The sequence below is a fragment of the Roseovarius aestuariivivens genome, assembly GCF_004761875.1.
In the GTDB taxonomy this organism is placed as follows: domain Bacteria; phylum Pseudomonadota; class Alphaproteobacteria; order Rhodobacterales; family Rhodobacteraceae; genus Roseovarius; species Roseovarius aestuariivivens.
Map to the genome: position 1 here is coordinate 411,187 of NZ_SJEY01000002.1, position 22,048 is coordinate 433,234.

General features: G+C 57.1%; 17 protein-coding genes. 16 read left to right on the forward strand and 1 reads right to left on the reverse strand.

From position 1 onward, the window contains the following. Positions 1 to 155: 155 nt before the first annotated feature. Both EZV60_RS05390 and EZV60_RS05395 read left to right on the forward strand, forming a co-directional pair. Positions 156 to 1,157, forward strand: a complete 1,002-nt coding sequence (locus EZV60_RS05390) for an HNH endonuclease (RefSeq protein ID WP_245306218.1) — start codon at positions 156 to 158, stop codon at positions 1,155 to 1,157. Positions 1,158 to 1,278: 121 nt separating this feature from the next. After that, complete coding sequence (locus EZV60_RS05395) at positions 1,279 to 6,423, forward strand: RecQ family ATP-dependent DNA helicase (protein WP_135503033.1); 5,145 nt, start codon at positions 1,279 to 1,281, stop codon at positions 6,421 to 6,423. A gap of 111 nt (positions 6,424 to 6,534) precedes the next feature. Here EZV60_RS05395 and EZV60_RS05400 read toward each other — a convergent pair whose 3' ends face one another. Beyond that, positions 6,535 to 7,380 (reverse strand): hypothetical protein, encoded by an 846-nt coding sequence (locus EZV60_RS05400; protein ID WP_135502902.1) that lies wholly within the window; start codon positions 7,378 to 7,380, stop codon positions 6,535 to 6,537. Positions 7,381 to 7,442: 62 nt separating this feature from the next. On the opposite strand from EZV60_RS05400, the gene EZV60_RS05405 reads away from it, so the two are divergent. From EZV60_RS05405 to EZV60_RS05470, 14 genes are all read left to right on the forward strand, one after another. After that, entirely contained in the window at positions 7,443 to 8,150 is a 708-nt protein-coding gene (locus EZV60_RS05405; RefSeq protein WP_135502904.1) for a hypothetical protein, read from the forward strand. Continuing rightward, positions 8,137 to 10,089, forward strand: coding sequence for a Mu transposase C-terminal domain-containing protein (locus EZV60_RS05410; RefSeq protein ID WP_135502907.1), 1,953 nt, complete (start codon positions 8,137 to 8,139; stop codon positions 10,087 to 10,089). Before EZV60_RS05405 ends, EZV60_RS05410 begins: the two co-directional genes overlap by 14 nt. Positions 10,090 to 10,092: 3 nt before the next feature. Beyond that, on the forward strand, positions 10,093 to 11,064 hold the full coding sequence (locus tag EZV60_RS05415; protein WP_135502910.1) for a TniB family NTP-binding protein: 972 nt from the start codon (positions 10,093 to 10,095) through the stop codon (positions 11,062 to 11,064). Further along, positions 11,061 to 12,875 (forward strand): TniQ family protein, encoded by a 1,815-nt coding sequence (locus tag EZV60_RS05420; RefSeq protein ID WP_135502913.1) that lies wholly within the window; start codon positions 11,061 to 11,063, stop codon positions 12,873 to 12,875. The genes EZV60_RS05415 and EZV60_RS05420 overlap by 4 nt, the downstream gene beginning before the upstream one ends. A gap of 786 nt (positions 12,876 to 13,661) precedes the next feature. Further along, positions 13,662 to 14,459, forward strand: a complete 798-nt coding sequence (locus EZV60_RS05425; protein ID WP_245306219.1) for a hypothetical protein — start codon at positions 13,662 to 13,664, stop codon at positions 14,457 to 14,459. 86 nt (positions 14,460 to 14,545) lie between these two features. Continuing rightward, complete coding sequence (locus EZV60_RS05430) at positions 14,546 to 15,502, forward strand: AAA family ATPase (protein ID WP_135502920.1); 957 nt, start codon at positions 14,546 to 14,548, stop codon at positions 15,500 to 15,502. 23 nt (positions 15,503 to 15,525) lie between these two features. Continuing rightward, the gene (locus tag EZV60_RS05435) at positions 15,526 to 16,404 is read left to right on the forward strand and encodes a DUF58 domain-containing protein (RefSeq protein ID WP_245306227.1); all 879 of its coding nucleotides are present in this window, start codon (positions 15,526 to 15,528) and stop codon (positions 16,402 to 16,404) included. After that, the gene (locus EZV60_RS05440) at positions 16,401 to 16,763 is read left to right on the forward strand and encodes a hypothetical protein (protein WP_135502925.1); all 363 of its coding nucleotides are present in this window, start codon (positions 16,401 to 16,403) and stop codon (positions 16,761 to 16,763) included. The genes EZV60_RS05435 and EZV60_RS05440 overlap by 4 nt, the downstream gene beginning before the upstream one ends. Then, entirely contained in the window at positions 16,756 to 17,721 is a 966-nt protein-coding gene (locus EZV60_RS05445; protein ID WP_135502927.1) for a VWA domain-containing protein, read from the forward strand. The genes EZV60_RS05440 and EZV60_RS05445 overlap by 8 nt, the downstream gene beginning before the upstream one ends. Then, the gene (locus tag EZV60_RS05450) at positions 17,718 to 18,617 is read left to right on the forward strand and encodes a VWA domain-containing protein (RefSeq protein WP_135502930.1); all 900 of its coding nucleotides are present in this window, start codon (positions 17,718 to 17,720) and stop codon (positions 18,615 to 18,617) included. Before EZV60_RS05445 ends, EZV60_RS05450 begins: the two co-directional genes overlap by 4 nt. Next, on the forward strand, positions 18,614 to 19,288 hold the full coding sequence (locus EZV60_RS05455) for a tetratricopeptide repeat protein (RefSeq protein WP_135502934.1): 675 nt from the start codon (positions 18,614 to 18,616) through the stop codon (positions 19,286 to 19,288). The genes EZV60_RS05450 and EZV60_RS05455 overlap by 4 nt, the downstream gene beginning before the upstream one ends. Continuing rightward, positions 19,285 to 20,487 (forward strand): BatD family protein, encoded by a 1,203-nt coding sequence (locus EZV60_RS05460; protein WP_135502936.1) that lies wholly within the window; start codon positions 19,285 to 19,287, stop codon positions 20,485 to 20,487. Before EZV60_RS05455 ends, EZV60_RS05460 begins: the two co-directional genes overlap by 4 nt. A gap of 77 nt (positions 20,488 to 20,564) precedes the next feature. After that, positions 20,565 to 21,197 (forward strand): S-(hydroxymethyl)glutathione synthase, encoded by a 633-nt coding sequence (gene gfa, locus EZV60_RS05465; protein ID WP_135502939.1) that lies wholly within the window; start codon positions 20,565 to 20,567, stop codon positions 21,195 to 21,197. A gap of 69 nt (positions 21,198 to 21,266) precedes the next feature. Then, positions 21,267 to 22,043 carry a response regulator gene (locus EZV60_RS05470; RefSeq protein WP_342588774.1) on the forward strand — a complete coding sequence of 259 codons (777 nt, stop codon included), beginning with the start codon at positions 21,267 to 21,269 and terminating at the stop codon, positions 22,041 to 22,043. Positions 22,044 to 22,048 lie beyond the last annotated feature (5 nt).

Below are 22,048 nucleotides of genomic sequence, written 5' to 3' on the forward strand. Positions count from 1 at the left end.
GTCCGTCGGCGGGACGCGCAAAGAGTTTTGCGTTTTCGTGGCCGGTGCCAACGAATGCGTGAGCGGAGATCTAATCCGCATTCTGCTCCTGATCTCATCGGATTTTCTCAAAACCGAGTGCATTCTTGCGTCACGCAATATCAACGGTTTAGCGGGTGCGCTATGAGCTGGTTATTGGTGGTTTTCATAGATTGATCGCTTGCGTTCTGCTCAGGATCGTATTCCCTGACAGCATGACAAAGCTCGTGCTGCTACATAAAGCGGACTCTATTTACGATGACGAACCTGATGTCGTCTACGACTTTCCACGCAGCTACCTCAAAGCTGTCCGAGAGGCCGTGGGTGACTGGGTCGTTTATTATGAGCCAGTGAAGGCTGGACCTCGTGGATATTTCGCGGTTGCGAAGATCGAGCAGGTGATCCCGAAGCCCGGAGTTGAAGGTCGCTTCCTCGCCATGATCGAGCCGGGTAGTTTCCTGCCGCTCGATACCGAAGTTCCAAGGTTGATCGACGGCAGTCCATTGGAACAGGCGCTCACGGAACCAGATGGAAGCCCGAAGAAGGGTGGGGCCGTGCAGCTCGCGGTACGGCGTCTACCAGACGAGGACTTCGCTCGGATCGTGCGATTGGGGCTTCCTGAAGATCTCGAGAGACGAGAGGCGATACGATACGATCTGGAGCGCTCCGAGGTGGCCGAGGAGGCGGCGATTTTCGAGCGTCCGGTTCTGGAACGTCTCACACGGCGCCCGTACCGGGACGTCGCGTTCCGCCGCAAGGTGCGCGAGGCTTATGGCTACCGGTGTGCCATGTCCGGACTGAAGCTCAGAAACGGTGGAGGACGCCCGGAGGTGCAGGCAGCCCATGTCCGCCCCGTCGAACACAACGGAAGCGATTCCGTGAGAAACGGGCTGGCCCTGTCAGGGACATTGCACTGGATGTTCGATCGCGGGCTGATCTCGGTCGCTGAAGATAACGAGACAATTCTCGTATCTCGCAACAAGGTGCCGGGTGATGTTGTCGACCGGCTGTTAAGCCCGGATGGAAAGATCTGGAAACCTGAGGACAAAAGAAACTGGCCGCACCCTGCAAATCTGAAATGGCATCGGGAGAACATTTTTGGTCAAATGGCTGCCGAAGGTTCAGCTCCTTGGGAATAATTATTAAACTGCCACTATGAAAAACATAATTTCCCGCGGCCTGTCGAAAGCTCTTGCCCGTAGCCGGCCCGAGCAGCTGGAAAAGCCGAAGGCTGATCCGCCGGACAAAAACAGTATTAAAATGCCGCGGGACCAATCCGAAATTTTGTCTCGCTGTCTTTCGATTGATCTGGAAGTCGATCCAAAGGAAGCCCGGATATTCGCCTTTGCCGCCGTGCCAGAAGGCGATGGAGAAGGAATTGTTCATCGGAAAGGTGACCCGAAAGCCGCGCTTGAAAAACTCAACCTGTTTTGCGCCGGGTTTGCACATGTCATTGGACACAATATTCTGCGCCATGACCTGCCACATCTCATGGCGGTCTCGCCGCGCTTTGCAAAGCTCGCAGACGGACCGATTGACACGCTGTGGCTCAACCCCTTGGCGTTCCCGCGCAATCCCTATCATCATCTGGTCAAACACTACCGCGATGGGCGGCTTCAAAGTGGTCACGTCAACGATCCCGAGTTCGATGCGCGTCTTGTGTTTGAGGTTCTTCGCAACCAGATCGACGCCTTAGTATCGCTGAACACGTTGTCGCCAGAGACGATGATGGCCTATCACTGGCTGTGCTGCCGAGGTCCCGGTAGCGACGGGTTTGATCGGTTGTTCAGCGACGTACGCGGGGCGTCCATCCCGACGGAAGCGGAAGCGCATGTGGCCATTCAGACGCTGCTAAAAGACGTGGCCTGTGGCGCACAGGTGGACGCTGTGCTCGAGCGGCTCTCGGACACTGAGCTGGGTTGGCCGATGGCATATGCCCTTGCCTGGATTTCGGTCGCTGGCGGGGATTCTGTCATGCCGCCTTGGGTACGGGCGCAGTTCCGTGATGCCGCACGGCTCGTTAAAGAGCTGAGGGACATGAATTGTCGTAATCCGCAATGTGCCTATTGCGCAGAGCACAACGATCCCACCCGTGCACTCGAACGTTGGTTTGGCTTTCCAAGTTTCCGACCGGAACCGGTCGACGAGGACGGACGCCCGCTTCAGGAAAAGATCGTGGCGACGGCCATGGAAGGCGACAACCTTTTGGGCATCCTGCCGACGGGCACGGGCAAATCCATCTGCTATCAGATCCCTGCACTGTCTCGGTTTGATAAAACCGGGGCCTTGACCGTCGTCATATCGCCGCTTGTGGCGCTGATGGCGGACCAGGTTCAGGGCTTGGTACGGTCCGGAATTTCCTCGGCGGTTACGATTAACGGGCTGTTGTCATTGCCCGAGCGTCAGGATGCGCTCGACAAGGTGCGGCTTGGGGATGCCGCGATCCTTTTGATTTCGCCAGAACAACTGCGCAGCACAACAGTTCGGTCCGCTCTGGCACAGCGCGAGGTGGGGCTGTGGGTGCTGGACGAGGCGCACTGCGTATCGAAATGGGGGCACGATTTCCGACCCGACTATCGCTATGTTTCGCGGTTCATCAAGGAGAGCTCAGGCGATGAACCCGCTCCGGTACTTTGTTTAACCGCAACGGCAAAGCCGGACGTCGTGCAGGATATCCGCAGTCATTTCAAAGAGCGGTTGGGGTCCGAGCTGGCGTTGATCGACGGTGGCGCATCGCGGTCGAACCTGAGCTTCCAGGTGCTGCCAACGCAGCGGGCAACCAAGATGACCGATATCCTCGACACGATCGATGCCCAGCTTCCGCGCGAGGGCGTGTCAGGAGCGGTCGTCTATTGTGCGACCCGTGACGCCACCGAGCGCGTGGCGGAGTTTTTGAAACAACAGGGCATTGCCGCGGAACGGTATCATGCGGGCCTTAGCGCCGATGACAAGCGTGAGATCCAGGAGGACTTCCGCGTCGGGAATCTGCGCGTGATCTCGGCCACCAACGCCTTTGGGATGGGGGTCGACAAGCCGGACATTCGTCTGGTTGTTCACGGGGACGTGCCGGGGTCGCTGGAAAACTACCTGCAAGAGGCCGGGCGCGCCGGACGGGACCGCGAGCCTGCAAACTGCGTCCTTCTGTTCAATACCGAAGACGTCGATCGTCAGTTCAGCCTCAGCGCGCGGTCTCGGCTTGCGCGGCACGAAATCAGCGCAATCCTAAAAGCGCTTCGGCGCCTTGATGCACGGACTGGTAAAGGCGGCAAAATTGTCGCCACACCTGGTGAGATCGTTCATGAGGAGAAAGACCAGGATTTCCAAAGGGACAGCAATACCGATGATACTCGGGTGAAAACGGCTGTCGCTTGGCTGGAAGAAGCGCACCTTCTGAACCGCGAGGAGAACCGGGTGCAGGTTTTTCCTGCCTCGCTCCTCGTCAAGAGCATGAAAGAGGTCCGCGAAATCCTCGCATCTGCCGAAATCACAGAGCAGCGTCGAGAGGATCTGGCGGCTATCGTGCGGCATATCATCAATGCGCCGCAGGAAGAAGGCATCACCACGGACGAGCTGTGCGGGGTCAGTGGACTGACGGTGTCGGGCGTTCGAAAGTCTCTGGTGGACCTCGAGACGCTCGGCATCGCAAAGGACGACACGAACATCACCATCTTCGTGCATGTCCGTGTCGAGAATGCATCGTCGAAACGCTTCGATGCGGCATCTCAGCTGGAAGCCGACCTGATCGCAATCTTGAGAGAGCAGACACCCGACGCGGAGATCGACGAGGTTTTGCCCTGTCATCTGACCTCAGTTGCGCAAGTCCTGCGGGAGCGGGGCCACGCCTCTGTGCGGCCTGACATCGTCGAGGGACTGCTCCGCGGCATGGCGCAAGACGGCCGCGACATGGATGGCGGGCGGGGCAATATTGGCCTGCGCAAAGCCTCTAAAGGCAGCCTCTTGGTGCACCTACAAAGATCGTGGGCGGTCATCGAGCAGACCGCTCAGCTTCGGAGGCAGGCGGCGGAGCGGTTGGTTTCACACTTGATCGACCAGGTTCAGGGCGGCCTGCGCGGCAAAGACGTTCCTGTCGAGACCACCCTTGGAGACCTTCTGGCGGCGATCAATAGCGATGCGTTCTTGCGAGCGTCCGTCAATGATCCGGCAAAGCTGATGGACCGGGCACTTCTGTGGCTGCACGAACAACAGGTTGTGACTTTGGGTAAAGGCCTGTCCGTGTTCCGCTCGGCCATGACATTGCACATCAATCCGAAAGGCGGCGGCTTCACCAGCCAACATTTCGCACCGCTCGAAGACCACTACAGCGAACAAACTGTCCAGACTCACGTGATGGCAGCCTACGCGACCAAAGGCATCGACGATATCGATCAGGCCCAGCGGCTCGCGCATGACTATTTCGCATTGGATCAATCCGATTTCATGAAGGTGTGGATGCCGGGGCGGATGTCGGATTTCAGGCGGCAGGCAACGCCCCAATCTTATGCGGAGATTGTCGATAATCTGGGTAACAAGATCCAAGAGCATATCGTGCGTGACGACCGCGAAAAGACCAACGTGTTGGTGCTTGCGGGTCCGGGCTCGGGCAAGACGCGTGTGTTGGTCCATCGTGTCGCCTACTTGGTCCGGATCAGGCGCGAGGATCCCAACGGCATTCTGGTTCTTGCCTATAATCGCCACGCGGCCGCCGAGATCCGGGAGCGCTTGCGGCGGCTGATCGGCGACGAAGCGCGGTTCGTGACGGTTCTGACGATCCATGCCCTGGCCATGCGCCTGGTCGGGGCGAGTTTTGCCGGTCGAGCAGGGGCAGATGCGCCTGATTTCGATACGCTTCTGACCGATGCAGCGCGTCTGTTGCGCGGCGACGGGCTGGACAAGGTCGAGGCCGAAGCCTTGCGAGAGACCTTGATCCAGGGGTTCCGCTGGATACTCGTCGACGAATATCAGGACGTAGGCCCTGAGGAATACGCTTTGATCGCCGCCGTGGCCGGGCGCAGCATCGACGACCCGGACCAAAGGATCAGCCTCTTCGCGGTCGGCGATGACGACCAGAACATCTATGCGTTTGCCGGTGCATCAGTGCGCCACATCAGGCAGTTCGAACAGGATTACTCCGCCAAGCCGGTTTTTCTGACCGACAATTACCGCTCGTCGAAGAACATCATCGCGGCGGCGAACGCCGTGATCGAAGGATCGCGCGAGAGAATGAAAACGGGGCACGGCATTACCGTCGACCAATCGCGGCAGAAAGACCCGGCCGGAGGGGACATGGAAAGCCTGGACCCGGTTGCGCAAGGGCGGGTTCAAATTCTTGGCTGCCCAGCCGGGAATGACGCTCAGGCCCTTGCTGCGGTCAACGAGATGGTCCGACTGTCAAAACTGATCCCGGATTGGAGTTGGAAAGGGGCGGCAATCATTTCTCGTGATTGGCGCAAGCTTCTACCGGTCCGCGACTTTGCTGAGGCGCATGGAATTCCAGTCGAGATGGCGAACGAGAACTTGCCAAGTGTGTGGCGCACCCGTGAGATGCAGAGGTTTGTCGGCAGTCTGCGCGACAGGCAGGGGGCCATGGTCAGCTTGGGCGACCTGACCGAAATTCTGAACGCGATACCCCCAAGCTGTTGGACTGACAGGATCGGTGAGGGGCTTGGCCAGCTTGCGCGCGAAGTCGACGGAAAAGCGCTCCCAACCCCTGACGTGATCGAATGGTTTGCAGAATGGTCCAAGGATTCATGGGGCGAGCAGCGCGGCCTCAAATTGTTGACGGCTCACCGCGCCAAGGGGCTTGAGTTCGACGATGTCGTGATTTTGGACGGCGGCTGGGAACGGCCCTCGCGAAACGAAGACCAAGATGCGCCGCGGCGATTGTTCTATGTTGCAATGACACGTGCGCGGCGCAATTTGATTGTGATGAGCAACGATAACCACGAATACCTGCCGACCGAGTCGCCTTCTGTGGTGACGCGATATGTAGTGCCCAACTTGGGGGCGATCCCTGGACCGCGCAGGTATTTCCAGTCGCCTGAAATGAAGATGGTCGACCTGTCATTCGCAGGACGCCAAGGTGATCGGCACAATGTTCATGACGCAATCGCCGAAGCGCAGGTCGGCGCACCAGTCATGCTGTCCAGTGTCGGAGGTCGCTGGCAGATCGAGGATGTTCGAGGGCGTGCCCTCGGGCGAATGTCAAAAGCATTCGCGCCACCGAGTGGCACCAAATTTGTCTCCGGCGAGATTGCGGCGATCATAAATTGGCGTAGGGAGGATGCCGATGAGCGCTTTCATCACCTCCTGAAACACGCCAATTGGGAAGTCGTTGTGCCTGAACTTGTCTTTGAAGAGGTGAAGGGGGCTGAAAAGGATTTCAGAAAAAATCAGAACGTCAATTAGGGCTGTCAACCGTTCGTTTGCTGCGCTTGCGATTAAGGACTGCGCAGGGCCGTTTTTGATTTATGCGCACTTGCTGAGTGGCACACAGGACTCCAAATATCCGCAAGGTTTTCATTCACCCTGAGACCCGGCTTCCAAGTATCGAAACCTTCTTCCAGGCCCGTCTTCATCGCCAAATTCGGCCACTCGCACGTCGTCCAGCCCAAGTTCGATTTGGAAATGAGCCAGTTCCGCTTTTGAGTCCCCCCATGACTCCGGAACGACCAAAACTGCGTGGCTATGTTCCTTCGCCAAGAGTGCGGTCATCGCCAACGTCTCGACAAGGTATCTACGGTGTCGCTTGTTGCGATGAGACTTACACTCTATGGCAGCCACGATCTGTCCGTCGCGTATTACAGAGAAGTCAGAAGGCACTCTGGCTTCGCGACTGGTGCGCACAACATCGACATGTCTGCCCATTTCAAGCACCTTGGAATTCTCCTTTAGGAACCGAAAGACCTCCTCCTCGAAATGCGCGATACGTTTTGCACGCTCATGAGCTGCGACACCACGCCCGCCTTTCGATACTTCGGCTCTGCGCAACGCAACTTGTAGGTCCTTCCTCGAAGTCTCTCCCGAAAAAAACTTAGGCGCCAGGCTCTTAGCTAAGTCATTGGAAATAATTGAGATCTGAGAAAGCACGAGGACGCCGGTCATCGGCACGCTCGCATTCTCCTCCTTCAGCGCTTTGGGAGCATTCAGCTTCATCCAATTTACCGCGGCAAGGGGGTTTCTGAGGCTTGAGGGGTCGACACCACGCAGCTGAGCTACGTGCGCAAGCAACTCGCTCTGACCTTCGAAACCGAACCGTTCTGGATCGTCCAAGGCAGCCGCAAGCGCTTTGCCGAAGGCGATCCAGTTTGGGGTCTTGGCGAACTCTTCCAGTCGAGGATCAGACATCATAGCAGGATGGTACAAGAAATGACTCACAAAAACAGTAATTTCCAGTTTAGTATTACTAACGAATCGAGGATCACAACATGAAAATCGACCGGAAATCGCGTCCGGTCGCGCGGCGAGTCCAGAAGCGTGGCCAACTCAAAAAGGCTCACTACACATCGGCCGGTGGTGCGCATGTGATGCAACTGGAGAGTCGCTTGGAGGCGAGCGCTGCCATCGCTATGGGGCTTGATCCTCGGGTTCGGTCGATACGCTCTCAGCCTATGACATTCGATCTCGCAACTGGACGGACCTACCCCAGCGTAGAGGCTCTTCAGGCGGCGCAAAAACTCTACGGTTTTCGCCCCATCAAATACACACCGGACTTCGAAGTCGACCTGGGTGGTCCGAAAGTGCTCATTGAGGTCAAGCATCGTAAGTTGATCACGCTGAACCCTAAAATTCTAAGTTACCCAAGCGCTCTTGCGCGATACGGCTATCGTCTTGCGATCTTCGATGATCACATCCTCGACGAAAACTTCGTACGCAACATGCGTCTCCTCAACATCGCGAAGAGTACCAGGGCACTCGGCGATGACACAGAAGCTTTGACTACCTTTTGTGGGAGTTTGGTGCCGTATGCGCACCTGCTTGCCGCAGGCTTCAGCGAAGCGACCGTTTTGACTGCAATCGCGTACGGGAAGCTCACCTGCGATGTTCGATCATCACGGTTGAACCATGACACGTTGCTGTCTTCAGAAGGAGATACATCCGCCCATTTGAAGGAGTTGCCCCTTGTCTGTTACTGAACTTGCCGCTCTCCGCGGTTGGCGGCGAGAAGCCGGTTTGACCTTCGTGTCACGGTCGGGTGATGCCGTCACCCTGCGGGAACAGACCGGTGGATTGGTCGACTTGAACTTCCAGACCTACCGTGAACTCGTCGCCGAAGGCTTCGCAAGGAAGCCCGATACGAGCAATGTCATCGATTTTATACCGGACGATTATGGTCGCCGGAAACAAGAGATGAAGATTGCAGCAATTGGCCGCGACACGGAACTCCGAAAGAACGGAAACACAGCCGCGCGCGCGTTCGAGATACTTGAGGCGGAACTTCGAGATGACCCGAGACATGCCCGCTTTCTGCCCACAAAGTTTAATCTCCGAACGCTGCAGATCTGGAAAAGAGCCCTGAGCGAAGAGGGGCCGCTCGGACTGCTACCGCGAAATCAAGACCAAGGCCATCGTGGACCGCGACATGATGCAGAATTCGAGGAATGCGTCCTCTATGTTCTGGAAAACCTTCTACTGAAGAGTGATCGCGTGACCGTTGGAGTCGCCTCAGCAAAAGCTGAAAAGCTCTATCGCGACAAGTGTGCTGAGCGCGGCGTTACGCCGAAGGCCTGCTCCAAAAAGTCCTTCTTATCGGTTCTCAACACGCTCCGTGAAGATGACATCATCAAGGCTCGCCACAATAGGGAAACCGCAAAGAAACTGACCCTACAGGCCCAGTTTTACGCTCGGGTGCAATTTCCTTTCGACCTTGTAGAGATCGACTCGACCACGGCGGATGTCTTTCTGAGCAACATAAATGGGGATTGCATTGGTCGACCCATAATATGTGCAGCGATTGACGCGGCTACAGGTTACTGTCTCGGGCTTCGTATCAGCCTCGGCGCTGCGGACGAAAAACTCACTGTCCAGACAATCAAAGAAGTCATGCAGCCACGCGACGAAGCCTTTTACAAAACATATGGCATCGAAAACCGCATCAACACCGCTGGTGTGCCGCAAATTCTGGTCTCTGACCAAGGTAGCGAGAATAGCGGGAACTGGCTGCCCGGCATCATTGCGCAGTCGGGCATGGAGTGGGGCAAGAACATCCCAGGCTGCCCAGAAAAGAAGCCGCATGTCGAACGCTTTTTTCGGGAGTTGAACCGCTTCCTCCACACCATCCCGGGGGCAACCACTTCAAAATCCATGCCGAACAGGCAGCGGATCGGGAAGGGTATGCAGGAAGCATGTCTCACAATCGAAGATCTGGAGAAGGTGGTCTACCAGTGGGTCTACAATGAGTATCCGAGGATGCTGCGTCGAATGATCCATTCACCTCTCCGCGTGGCGGAGTCTCCAGCCGATAGCTGGACCCGTCTGGCGAAAGGAATTGCGCACTTGCCTCTCCAACCGGAAGAGGTGCACCAGATTTTCATGGTCGAGGAAACCACGCGCAGGCTGCAGCACTACGGGATTGACGTACGTAACGTTCAGTACTTTTCAGACGAGCTGGGTGAGCTGATTTCCACGGTCGGACGGAAAGCTCCGGTCAATGTCCGATTTGACCCGAATGACATACGCGCGATTGCGGTTGTCCATGACCAGGTTGGTATCCCGAGTCCGATGATCGTTCCGGCGAAATCCAAGGACGTGTTGCCCATCGGATTTGATGACGTCAGCCGTATCAAGAAGCCTGGGGAGGAGGCAAAGTCAGAAGACTTGGCCGCACGTGCCTCTGCGGCTGACCTTGCCCAACATGCACAAGAACTCGCGGAGCAGCGCGACAAAGGCAAGAGATCCAGCCTGAAGAGGGCGCGCCAGAAAGAGCGCACCCGCCAGAAAACAACGCAGATGGTGGAGCAGGCGAAGACGCCGCCCCTTCAGCCTTTTTCTGCAGTGAACACGATCAACCAACCTACTCCTCGGATGCCTGTTCGCCGTCGCGAGCAAAGTCCGCAGATGGATCATTTGGAGTAGAACGTGACCAACAAAGCAATCCCCCTCCTATCGCAAATCGTACTGCATGCCTCACTTAATGAGGCCCTTGCGAACATCGATTTCCTGCTAAGCACGAAGGAACCCGATGAAGGATGTATCGTGCCCCTTCTTGGCCCAACGCGGGTCGGCAAGAAGTCCGTTGCGCGCCACTTGCTCTCCAGCGCCGGTCCCGCCAATTCTCTTTTCCCGATGGATGACGTCCTCTACTGCACACTGCCGCCGCAAGCGAGTGGCAAGACGATCTACGGAACCATCCTCGACAAAATGGGTGTGCGTATCGGACCCCACGAGAATACCAAGTCGATCCGGGACCGCCTGTTCAGGGCCGTTAGACAACTCGGCATCAAGATTGTCGTGATCGACGAGGTGAACCATCTGATAGAGCGGGGAGCCAATCTTGCACCGCGAGAGGCTGCAGATCATCTGAAAACCATCGCAGATGAGACAGGAATTAGCTTTGTCCTGACTGGATTGCCGCGGTTCCAGCGCATCGTCGATGAGAACGAGCAGCTTCGCGACAGAGCCTGTGCCACGACCATTCTCAAGCCTTATGACTGGCAGCTGGACAAAGAACGCGACGCCTTCACTCAAATGGTCGATGTCGCACTCTACAAACTTGATCAGGCAGGATTGCCAGTGGCTCTCGAGTTCGAAGATATCGTGCGGCGTCTCTATGGTGCATCAGGAGGGCGGGTCCCGGTCATGATGCGTGTGCTGAAGCTAAGTGCCATGACAAAGCAAGAACCCCAACCGCTGACGCTACGCGAACTTGAGATTGCGTCGCGAGCGATGCAGCAGTCCGGTATTCCGACAGCATCTTTCTTCGCCACGGAGGAGCCGGATGAGGTGGACATACTGCGTTCCTTCGCCTGCACAATGAGTGAGGCGGGTTTGGAATTTTCTGTAGAAAGTTTGGCGGGCTTGGATCTGACCTACGGGGCAAACTCTGCATGAGGCTGCCAGTTCCTACGCCCGCCAAGCAGGAAAGCCTGGATGGCTTCTTACGTCGTCTTGCCGAAGCAGAGTTTTGGCCGGACGTTTCCGACTATCTCTCCGGCTTCGGTCTGCGCTACGGTCGACGGTTGATTGAGGAAGCCGGAGAGGTGGAAGAGCGTCTCGGATTGGAGAAGGGTACACTCGCGAAGATCTCTCCATCAGTCGCGCCGTCAGAGCCTTCCAGGAATTGGCGGTTCGAGCGTTATCACAGCGCGCCGGTCTGCCCAGCCTGTGTGGCTGCTGGCGCACCTCACCATCAGTCATGGAGACACGATTTCGTAACCTGCTGTGTCGAACACGGTCTCCGCCTCGTCGACCAATGTCCCATGTGCCAAGGGACGCTCCTACCAGGTCGAGGCGGCTACGATTCCTGCCACTGCGGGTGTCCTCTCGATCGTCTTGAACGGACCGAAGTCGATGACGTTGAAATCGCGATTTCCGCGCTGATCGCTGGTAAGATGCACCCCGCCCGCTCGCGCTTGGCCCCGGCGATGGCATTTCGAACACCTTCAGATATCGGGGAGTTTATCTTCTTTCTTGCCAGCGGTGGCGTAGAGACTGTCACCGGAAAGCAGGGCAAGACTCCCTTGCCGCGATCACTCGAGGAAACGCGTGGCTTCTTGCTGGAAGCCTCCCGGCTAATCTGCGACTGGCCTTATGCCTTCCGTGATGAGGTAGTTCGGCGCCTCCGTAAAGGCGATACGCGTGCTTCATCAGCGCCAGCCCAACTCGGGCGCTGGTATCAACGCCTTATGTCTTTCGAGGGCGATGCCTATGCAGATTTTCGGGAAGCGCTTTCAGATGTCGTGCGCCAGGAATTCGACGGCATGTATGTTGGCGGTATTCAGATCGCTTCTGATGAACGTGATTGGATCAGTGCTGCCGAGGCCGCCAGGCAACTACACATTCGGTCCGATCGTCTCGTCGGTGCTGTTGGGCGAGGGCAAGTCCCGGGTCGACAGAAAACCTCTGGTTTCGGACACCGTCACACAATGCTGCACAAGACAATCCTTGAGGAGATCCGTGCGAACCGCAGCCGCTTCGTTGAGAAAGCTAAGGTGCGCGAGTTTCTCGGAATCTCGCGCAAGCAATATGACATCTTAGAGGAGGCCGGCGGATTCGCAGCATGCCTTCCCGAGTCTGTACCACCGCTTGTTGACGGCTCTCATGATCTCGATGCCTTGCGTCGTTTCGTGCAGAGTATCGCCAAGCGCGCAGTCGAGCCTGAAGGTGACACCGTCGCCTTGTCCGATCTTAACCTGCGCTTCACTACAGACCGAACCGGCTTGATCGAGGTTATCAGAAATATCATCAGCCACGACTTGCGACCCGCGACTGGAACAACCGATGGACTGTTCTCGACGTTTCGCTTCGCGCGTGCAGCGATCGATGCAATCCTTACAGATGTGCGCAGAGGACCCGGCCTCACAGTCCAGCAGGTCGCTGAACTGACCGGGTGGAAAGGTCAGTGTATCTCACAGTGGTGCCAGCAGGGGCTGCTGAAACATCGGTACTTTGACCATGCGGGCGGTGTCGGACGTGTTATCGCACACGAGGACCTCATGGATTTTCAGGCGAAATTTGTACCGGTCGCGAGCCTTGCTCGACAGATAAACACATCACCGCGGTTCCTGATTGCACGGCTTCAGGATGCTGGTGTTCAGACTGCCGGAGCATTCCAAGACGGCGCTGCCTGGCGTGGTCATCTCGTTCCAACCGGCGTGTTAGCTGAACACTTAATAACCGTAACAAAGAATAGGTCGAACTGATGTTTTTGGAGCGGTGCGATGAAGCGATTTCGACGTCAGAAGGCGTAGCAGAGATGTCGAATCTTGATATAATAATCAGCGTCACATCGGTTTTGCTGTCGCTGGCTGGATGCTTGCTTTGTTGGTACCTTGCAAGGACGAGTGGCCGAGATAGACCGCACGATCCCGAAAGAGTTCGTCGCTTTGTAGAGAACGCTCCATTGGAGCGCCTTGATAGAGTCTTGGATCGATCTGACAAGGATGTATCTGACTGACCTGTGTATCGTCCTCACGCAAAACGGATCGTGGCCTCTGTGACCAAAAGGTTTTTCATCGCCTCGAGTAGCATTTAGACTGTGGTTAGGTCCTCTCTGCGTCACCGTTTTTGATAATTCGAAAGGGTTTCCGCATTTCGCGTGAGTTAAGTTCTACCCGCCGGGAGCGGTAGCACCGTTCTGATAATTTATGCGCGAAAAAAATTGCTCAGGGTCGGCGAAAAAATATGGTCACTTATATGGCTCGAAATGCTCGCCATATCGACGCGCTGGGCGAAAAAATACGCGCACCCCTACACCAAAGACCGGCCCACTCCACGCTGCGATCATTTTTCTCAAGGCGTAGAAGTGGACGGACATCCACTTGCGCTCTACCCTTTCCGCCAAAGGGGAAAGACCCATGCGTGTTATCTTTATTTTTTGTCTGGCTGTTCTTTGCGCGGGACTGATTTCGTCGGCCAGCGCGAAGACCCAAAAAGACAGCTATCTCGATATCGCGCGGCAGGGCTGGAATTACGAGTTGCGCACAACGATGATCGGCCGCGACATGTCGATTCCGGTCCATATCAACGGTCGGGATCTTGCCGGGGCGTCGATCTGCATGGTCGGAGAGCGACCCAACGTGCAATCGCTCGAGGTAATAAACGCATTCCGCAAGTTGGTGGCTGACATTTACGGCAAGCCCGTGCCGATGAGATTTGCCGGACCGACTGCGCGACTCTGCGGAGAAGGGCGCGTAATCGTTCTGCGGCTTTATAGTGGCGCACCGCCAAATCGCGCTTTGTCGGATGACCTCAACTGGATGAACCAAACCTACCAGTTCGGTTTGCCGAAAGATCGCTTTTACGCGGCAAGCTCCCCTGCGATGGCGCAGACCTTTTTCGGGCACCGTGGGCAAGGCACGCATATCATGGTGCAGCAAACCGCTTTCCCGGGCAGCGATAGAATAGACGACACTTTCTTTCGGTCCATCCTGATCGAAGAGCTTTTTCAGTCATACACCTTTGGCATGGATATCCTGCAGTTCGACCGTGCCGGTCCGTTCTTTTCTAAGCTGCAAGAGGTGCCCCTGAACCTTCATCGCCTGCCATGGGGATCGCGTGCGTTCAAGCGCGCGTTGCTAAGCTCAAACCCTCCTGGCTTGTGTGAATTCGATATAATGATGATGCACGCCGTCGCGCGGTCTCCTGCCGATCAGACGACGATGCCGGTTTTTATCGACTTCATTGATCACAATTTTGAGAAGCTTGTGAAAATGACGCGTGCCACAATCAACGATGAAACCTTTGCTGCAATCATTGATCCGACCTGTACGCCAGTTGCCGACTGACCGGCCTTACGACGATAGACGGTATTTGAGCGGCCTGCGTTTTGGCGCTACGATTTTCAAAGGGTCTCAAAGCGGCGGGAGGATACATGGATCAGCGCACCCTAAGCGCGCCTACGGGTGTCGCACGGCTGTCGGAACACCTGTCAAAAGGTCTGGTCGGACAAGAGACGCTGATCGAACGGCTTCTGATCGCTCTGCTTGCAGGTGGTCACGTCCTGATAGAAGGCCCGCCGGGACTCGCAAAAACACGGGCCGTCAAATGGTTGTCCCAAGCTGTCGATTGCAGCTTCAAACGGATCCAGTGCACGCCCGACCTTATGCCGTCCGATCTCACCGGCACACCGGTTTATCATCCCAAGGATGGTACGTTCGAATTCGTGCGTGGGCCAGTCTTCAATAACCTCGTATTGGTCGACGAAATAAATCGCGCACCACCCAAGGTACAGTCCGCTCTTTTGGAATCCATGGCAGAGAAACAGGCGACCGTTGGAAATGAGACTTACGCCTTGCCCGCCCCCTTCTTCGTCGTGGCAACGCAAAATCCGATTGAACATGACGGAACGTTTCCTTTGCCGGAAGCCCAGCTGGATCGTTTTCTGCTGCATGTCGTGCTGAGCCTTCCGGATATCCGCACAGAACGGCAGATCCTTGATCTGGTCGAGGCAGAGATTACCACTGGCGCGGCTGTTCCCGACAAGATTAGCCTGGAAGACCTTACAGCGGCGCAGAAAGCTGCGGCGGGCGTGCACCTAGCACCGGAATTACGCGACTACATCGTTCGCCTTGTGGCTGCAACGCGCGATGGCCCGCAGGCCCAAGATGTGGAACATGCCGTCTCGCCGCGCGGCTCATTGGCTCTCGCCGCGACGGCGAAGGCAAGGGCTTACCTTCTGGGACGCGATTACGCTCTTCCCGAGGACGTCGCGGCTCTTGCACCCGACGCGCTGGCCCATCGAATGGTGCTAACTTGGCGCGCGGTCGCCGAAGGCCGAAAGGCCCGGGCAGTGATTGACGACATTCTCGTAGCGGTGGAGCCGCTGTGACAGAGGCGCTCCAAGCGAAAGGGGTGGCTCTCGAAGCGGGCGCCTTGATCGCTCTGCGCCAGATCGCTTTGTCATTTCGGACGGATCCAGTTCTTGCGGCGCTACCCGGCGGCTTCGCGACAAGAAGAAAAGGCCAAGGGCTCGAGGTCGCGGACACACGCGCGTATGTTCATGGAGATGATTTCCGGCGGCTTGATTTCGGCACTACAGCACGAACCGGCATCCTCCATGTTCGAGAATTTCAGCAAGAGCAGGACCGCATCACTCTGCTTGTTGCCGATTTTCGTCCCGCGATGCTCTGGGGAATACGCCGAGCCTTTCGCTCCGTGGCCGCCGCCGAAACGCTTGCCATACTGGGCTGGAACGTCGTGGAACAAGGCGGGCGCGTTGCGCTTCTCGCGGTGCTGCCAGACGACGTTTTGGTCGTTCCGGCGCGGGGGCGGAGCCGCGGCATGCTGGATGTAATTGGCGGCCTGGTTGAAGCGCATTCTCGTGCACTTCAGCAGGTTTTTGAGGGCGGATCAAAGACTAGATTCTTGGACAGCGCCTTGATCCGTGTGGAACGCATTGTGCCCGGTGGATCGGAAGTCGTAATCGCTTCAAGCTTTGATCACCCAGGCGACGGGCTCGCCGATCGCCTAAACGAAATCGCCCGTCGCCGTGCGCCATACCTGATATCAGTGGTTGACACGGTCGAGGCTGCGTTGCCAAAAGGCAGGTACCCGATCCGATTGCTCGATGGAACTCGAAAAACTATACGTAGACGTAGGGTCTCGTCCAAACACGCACAACCTGACTCGCCAATAGATGGATGGCCAGTGCTCCAGGTGGACGCTGGTCAGTCGATCGAGACAACGGCAGCGCGTGTTGCGGCAACCTTTCCGCAGAGTTACCTGAAATGAGTGACGGCGCGATCAGCAAGGAAGCCATGCTCGCGGGGCTGCGGGACATCCGCCTCCCCGCCGAAGCTTCGGGTGGCTTCGTCTCGGATCTCGCAGCCATAGTCTTTCTGGCTGCATGCGCATCTCTGATCTGTGTGGGGTTGCTACGACTGTTTTCCAGCCGTCGATCCATTGTTTTGGAACCGAACGCGTTTCTTGGGTCGGACAGCGACACAAAGGACGAGCGTCGCATCGCTCTGTTGAGACGACTGAAAGCGCAATCGCCTGATCGTTTCGCCGCGTTGAGGGAAACGCTTTACAGGCCGGACCACGAACTAGACCTTGCAACACTAGAAGCAGAAGTCCAGCGCAATGCTTGATTTGGCGCAGCCTTGGTTCCTATTGCTTTTGCCAGCACCGCTCCTTCTGCGCCGCCTGCTTCCGCCGCGTCCAGTGACAGGAGGCGCGTTAGAGGTGCCTGAACGGATCGGCAAGGCGCTCGATCGCGTGGAGAAAGCAGAAACCGTAGGATCATTGAAAAGGCATGGCGCGCTTTACACGCTTTGGGCCGTATGGGCGTTTATAATCCTGGCTTTGACTGGTCCGCGTGATCTAGCGCCGGTGCCCGCACTGAAGATCACTGGGCGGGATCTGGCCATCGTGCTCGACCTGTCCGGGTCTATGGTGCGGGATGATTTTTTTCTCGATGGGCAAAAAGTGACACGATACGAAGCTGTTACGAAGGTAGGAGCGGAATTCGCGCGCCGCCGGGCGGGTGATCGTGTCGCGCTGATCGTTTTTGGATCCGAAGCCTATTACGCCGCTCCATTCACGTTTGATACTGAGGCGATTGCACGTCGGATCGAGACATCCGTCATCGGTATTTCGGGTCGGGCCACTAACATGTCCGATGGTCTCGGTCTGGCACTAAAGCGCATGGAGACCTCAACTGCGGAATCGCGCGTCGTGATCCTCTTGTCGGACGGTGTCAACAATATGGGCGCAACCGATCCGTTGGGCGTTGCAGAGCTTGCGGCAGAAATGGATGTTCGCGTTCATACCATCGCGCTTGGGCCAAAGGATCTGAGTACGGCCGAAGAAGGCGAGCGGGGCGTTGTGGACGCGGCGACCTTGCGCGCGATTTCCGAGATATCAGGCGGTGAAAGTTTTCGGGTGAAAACCACAGAAGATCTAGTCACCGTCACGGCAGCGCTCGACCGTTTGGAAGCGACCGAAAGCCAAGGTCTCGCGGCAGAGGTGTTTCAAGAATACTGGATGTGGCCAGCTGCGCTTGCCGCCTTGCTGAGCGTCGGACTGGCTTGGAGAGCTGGGCAATGACCGATCTCGATGTCACGCTTCTGCGGCCAATGTGGCTTTTGGTTGTGCCCCTGCTGTTGGGCGCCGCCTGGTGGCTGCTGGGTCGTCGCGGCGGGATCGGCGACTGGGATCGGGTGATCGATCCGGAGCTGCTTGCGGCTATGGCAGCCTTGGGCCGAATTGATCGAACCCCAAGCCGCAGACCGATCTTGGCCGCGCTGGCGATCGCTCTGCTTTGTGTTCTGGCTCTGTCAGGTCCAGCCGTCGAAAAGCGCGATACGGTATCGTATAGAAATCTTGATGGAGTCCTCTTCGTAGTGGATACGTCGCCCAGCGTAACGGACCACAAACGCTGGCCCCAGATGCTTACGATGGGTCGCTTCGGCTTCGCGGGACTTGGCACGCGGCCCGGCGGGCTCATCGTCTTTTCCGGCGACGCGTATGTTGCAACGGATATGACAGCCGATCACGCGCAGCTTGGCCAGACGTTTTCGCTGATCGATGTCGGCACAGTACCAGATCCCGGTTCCCGCCCGGAACGCGCGCTCGACCTCGCGGCCCAACTTCTGGAAGACGCGAAGGTAATCGCAGGCGATGTCGTGCTTTTCAGCGACGGCGCCGGATTGGGCGCAACGTCCTTGAAAGCGGCGGAGCGGATCGCGGCGCAGGAGGCCCGGCTTTCTGTTGTGGCGCTCGATACTGCAACGCCGGAGATGGCCGTGCATGCCGCCTTGGCGGATGGGCGTGTCTTTACTCTCGAAGATACAGATGCTTTCGCTGCCTATCTCGGCGAAGATGCTCGGACGCGGCTGGAACGGCAGGAATTCCCACTGCTTTTCTGGCGAGACATGGGGCGCTATGCGCTTCTCCTGACACTCGTGCCGCTAGCGTTTCTGTTTCGGAGGCACCCGGCATGAGGGGGCAGATACTAGCTGCCAGTCTGGCGCTCGCCATAGCGCTGGGTCTTGGTGGAACGGCACCTTTTGGTCGTCTTGCGCTATCAATGGGCGCACCTCAACTTGCGATGCATCTTTTTCACGATCCTGCCTGGCGAGGTATTGCAGCACTGCGAAGTGGAAATCTTGATCTGGCCGCCAGCCTGTTCCGCGAGGCTGATGATCCTTACAATCGCGGCAATGCCGAGGTGCAGCGCGAAAACTACGCCGCCGCGCTTGAAGCCTATGATATCGCACGGTCCCGTGGGGACGCCGACGCGACGGCTAACTTCGATCTGGTTGCGTCTTATTACACCGGTCTCGGCATCGACGCCGAAAGCCTTGGGCTTTTTCCCGAGCGCAACGAAGGGCCAAGCGCTGACAGTTTCGTGGCGCGTGGAAACGCTCGCGCGGCCGGGACGGGTACGGAAGTCACGAATACCAACACCATGATGGGCTTGGCCGAACTCGACAGTCGCGGACGACTGGGCGTAAGGCGCGTCTTCGATGACAAGTTCATGGTGGCCGACGAACGGTGGCTGCGGCAACTGCCGGATGTACCCGGTGACTATATGGCCGCGCGCATCGCACAGGAACAAAAGCGCCGCGCCAAGGCTGGACTGTCGCCACCTGACCCGGAGGACCCACGATGAAGTGGTTCGGCATTATTCTGATCTTTGTGTTCCCAGGTTTTTCTTTGGCGCAGTCAAGCACCGTGCTTCCGGCAGAACTTTCTCTGACTGTCGAGATTGACACGCGTGAACATACGCCGCTTGCGCGCGAAATGATCCTGATCCGCATTCAAGGCACCTACCGTCGCCACATCACGCGTGAAGTTTTGCAGCAACCGGATCTCGCAGGCTTCAACTGGTCGCAACTTGGGCCGGACCGCTGGTGGGAAGAGCGTATCAATGGCCGCAAGGTAAAACGGTTCGAGCGGAAAATGGCCCTGTTTCCTGATGCGGGCGGGACCCTTACGATCGGCTCGTTTACTCATAACCTTACCTTGACCGACGAGGGCGATGACTGGTTCGATCATGCGATAAAGTCAGAACCACTCACGATCAAAGTCGATCCCGCGCCCCAGGTCGAAGACTGGTGGTTTCCAACGGGCCGGTTGCGCATATCTGACAAATGGTCGAACGCCCCTGACCAACTGACGCCCGGAGAGGGAGTTTTACGAATAGTTCAGGTGGAAGCGCTTGGCGTAACACCAGAGATGATGCCGCCGATGCCGGAATTGACCTCGCCCTCCGCAATGATCTTTGCCCATCCGGAGAAACGTTTGGTAGAGTTGTCGCCACAAGGACCGGTAACGCATGCCTTCTGGCGCTGGACGATCCGGCCCAGCAACGACACGTCCACCATTGTTGAACCATTGCGCTTCTCGTATTTCGACACCACGACGCGGGAACACCACGACGTCGTCATCACCGCCCAACGGGTGGCCTATGAACACGCCTCGGCACCACTCCGGGCTATGGTTGTGCCGGCAGAGCCTGTACGCCTGCCTGGCATTCCGGCGGCCGCGACCGGACTCTTTGTATTCTTGCTATGCTTCTTCCACGGCGTTTCCGGCTGGAGCTTCGAAGGCATATCGGCGCTCCGCCGGCTCCCTGTTCTTGATCCACTCGTTCGGAAACTGCGGCGCGCAGCCGCCTCTGGCGACGCGAGGGCGGTCCGACAGGCTGCGTCAGCCCTCCTGCGGCGGGACGGGGTCGATCCACGACATTCGAAGCTGATCGCGCAGTTAGACCGAGCCATATTCGCGCCGAAAGTGCGCGATCTGAACCTGACAGACTTCGTGCGATCTTTCCTCTCCGCCAGACGCGGGGCTGATACCAACGGCTGAATTGCCCGAATCCACATTCGGAGTCATCGTCGTACGGCGCAGAAAAAAATTTATGAACGCGCAAACGGGAGGACAAAATGGGACTATTCGACAATTTGTTTGGCGGCGGCTCGGACTCTGGGCCATCAACTCCGAAGTATACTCATGTTAAAATCCATCCGCAGGTCGATGGGGGCATTCCGCCTACCTCGCCGTCGTTTTCCGGCGGCACGCTGACGTGCAAATGCTCGAAGGACCCTGTAGTAGTGTCCGTCGATGCGCAGACTGCGCATAACCATGTATGCGGCTGCACCAAGTGCTGGAAACCCGATGGCGCGATCTTCAGCCAAATTGCAGTTGTTTCGCGAGACAAAGTCTCGGTGAAGGAAAACGGCGACAAACTTGAGATCGTCGATCCAGAGGCCGCAATTCAACGTTACGCATGCAAGGACTGCGGCACGCATATGTACGGTCGTATTGAGAACACCAATCATCCGTTTCACGGCCTCGATTTCGTACACACTGAGCTCTCCGCGCAGAAGGGCTGGGCCGCGCCGGAATTCGCGGCATTCGTGTCATCGATCATCGAAAGTGGGGTCGATCCATCAAAAATGGACGATATCCGCGGTCGCCTGAAAGAACTCGGACTCGAGCCCTATGACTGCCTTTCGCCACCGTTGATGGACGCGATCGCCACGCATGTCGCCAAGCAGAACGGCGTCCTGAAGTAACCGGGTCTCCCAGGGACGGCGCCGGGTTATCGCGTTTAAGCGGTTCCCGGCGTCGTTTGTTGTGATGCCTTGCAAAAGCTGGTCAATCAGATAACCTCCTGTACTACGGGAGGAAATGCTATGGATTACCATGCTCATGCGGCAACGCACGGAGATGTGTCTTCTGTACTGATCGTGGATGATCATCCGCTTTACCGGGATGCCCTTGCGTCTGCGATCAATCTGGTTTTTCCGGAAAGCGAGATTTCGCAGACAGAAACCCTGCGTCAGGCTCTGGAATTGATCGACAAGGGTGCTCAGCCAGACCTCGTGATGTTTGACCTCAAGCTGCCCGATGTCTGTGGGATTTCCGGGTTTCTTGCATTGCGCGACAGGTTGCCATCTACGCCGATCCTTGTGATCTCGGCGCTTGCGTCGGTCGAGCTCGTACAAACCCTGATGCGCGAAGGAGCGGCAGGTTTTCTGCCAAAGGAAACTTCTGCTCAGCATCTCAAGGAGGTCTTGGCGCGAGTCGGCGAGGGGCAAACCTATGTGCCGAAGAACTACGAAAACCCAAGCCGAGGGCAGCCTCAAATTGAGGACCCGGTGACCGAACGCTCAAAGCTTGCAGTGCTAACGCCGCAACAACAAAAGATCATGCGACTGATCTGTGCGGGCAAAGCGAACAAGCAGATAGCGTATGAACTTTCGCTTGCCGAGGCGACGGTGAAGGCTCATATCACCGCACTTCTGCGGCGTTTGGGCGTGCGCAACCGGACCCAGGCGGCTGTTCTTGTCGAAAGTGAATCGCCGACGCAGTTTCAGGATTCCGAAGATCCCGAAGCGCGTGCGTTTCTAAGCCGGTAGAGCGA

Excerpts from the sequence above, each read along its gene's own strand:
- EZV60_RS05405 (WP_135502904.1), top strand. The coding sequence starts at position 7,443 with ATGAAAATCGACCGGAAATCGCGTCCGGTCGCGCGGCGAGTCCAGAAG.
- EZV60_RS05450 (WP_135502930.1), top strand. The coding sequence starts at position 17,718 with ATGACCGATCTCGATGTCACGCTTCTGCGGCCAATGTGGCTTTTGGTT.
- EZV60_RS05395 (WP_135503033.1), top strand. The coding sequence starts at position 1,279 with ATGCCGCGGGACCAATCCGAAATTTTGTCTCGCTGTCTTTCGATTGAT.
- EZV60_RS05445 (WP_135502927.1), top strand. The coding sequence starts at position 16,756 with ATGCTTGATTTGGCGCAGCCTTGGTTCCTATTGCTTTTGCCAGCACCG.
- EZV60_RS05460 (WP_135502936.1), top strand. The coding sequence starts at position 19,285 with ATGAAGTGGTTCGGCATTATTCTGATCTTTGTGTTCCCAGGTTTTTCT.
- EZV60_RS05440 (WP_135502925.1), top strand. The coding sequence starts at position 16,401 with ATGAGTGACGGCGCGATCAGCAAGGAAGCCATGCTCGCGGGGCTGCGG.
- EZV60_RS05420 (WP_135502913.1), top strand. The coding sequence starts at position 11,061 with ATGAGGCTGCCAGTTCCTACGCCCGCCAAGCAGGAAAGCCTGGATGGC.
- EZV60_RS05430 (WP_135502920.1), top strand. The coding sequence starts at position 14,546 with ATGGATCAGCGCACCCTAAGCGCGCCTACGGGTGTCGCACGGCTGTCG.
- EZV60_RS05425 (WP_245306219.1), top strand. The coding sequence starts at position 13,662 with ATGATCGGCCGCGACATGTCGATTCCGGTCCATATCAACGGTCGGGAT.
- gfa (WP_135502939.1), top strand. The coding sequence starts at position 20,565 with ATGGGACTATTCGACAATTTGTTTGGCGGCGGCTCGGACTCTGGGCCA.
- EZV60_RS05455 (WP_135502934.1), top strand. The coding sequence starts at position 18,614 with ATGAGGGGGCAGATACTAGCTGCCAGTCTGGCGCTCGCCATAGCGCTG.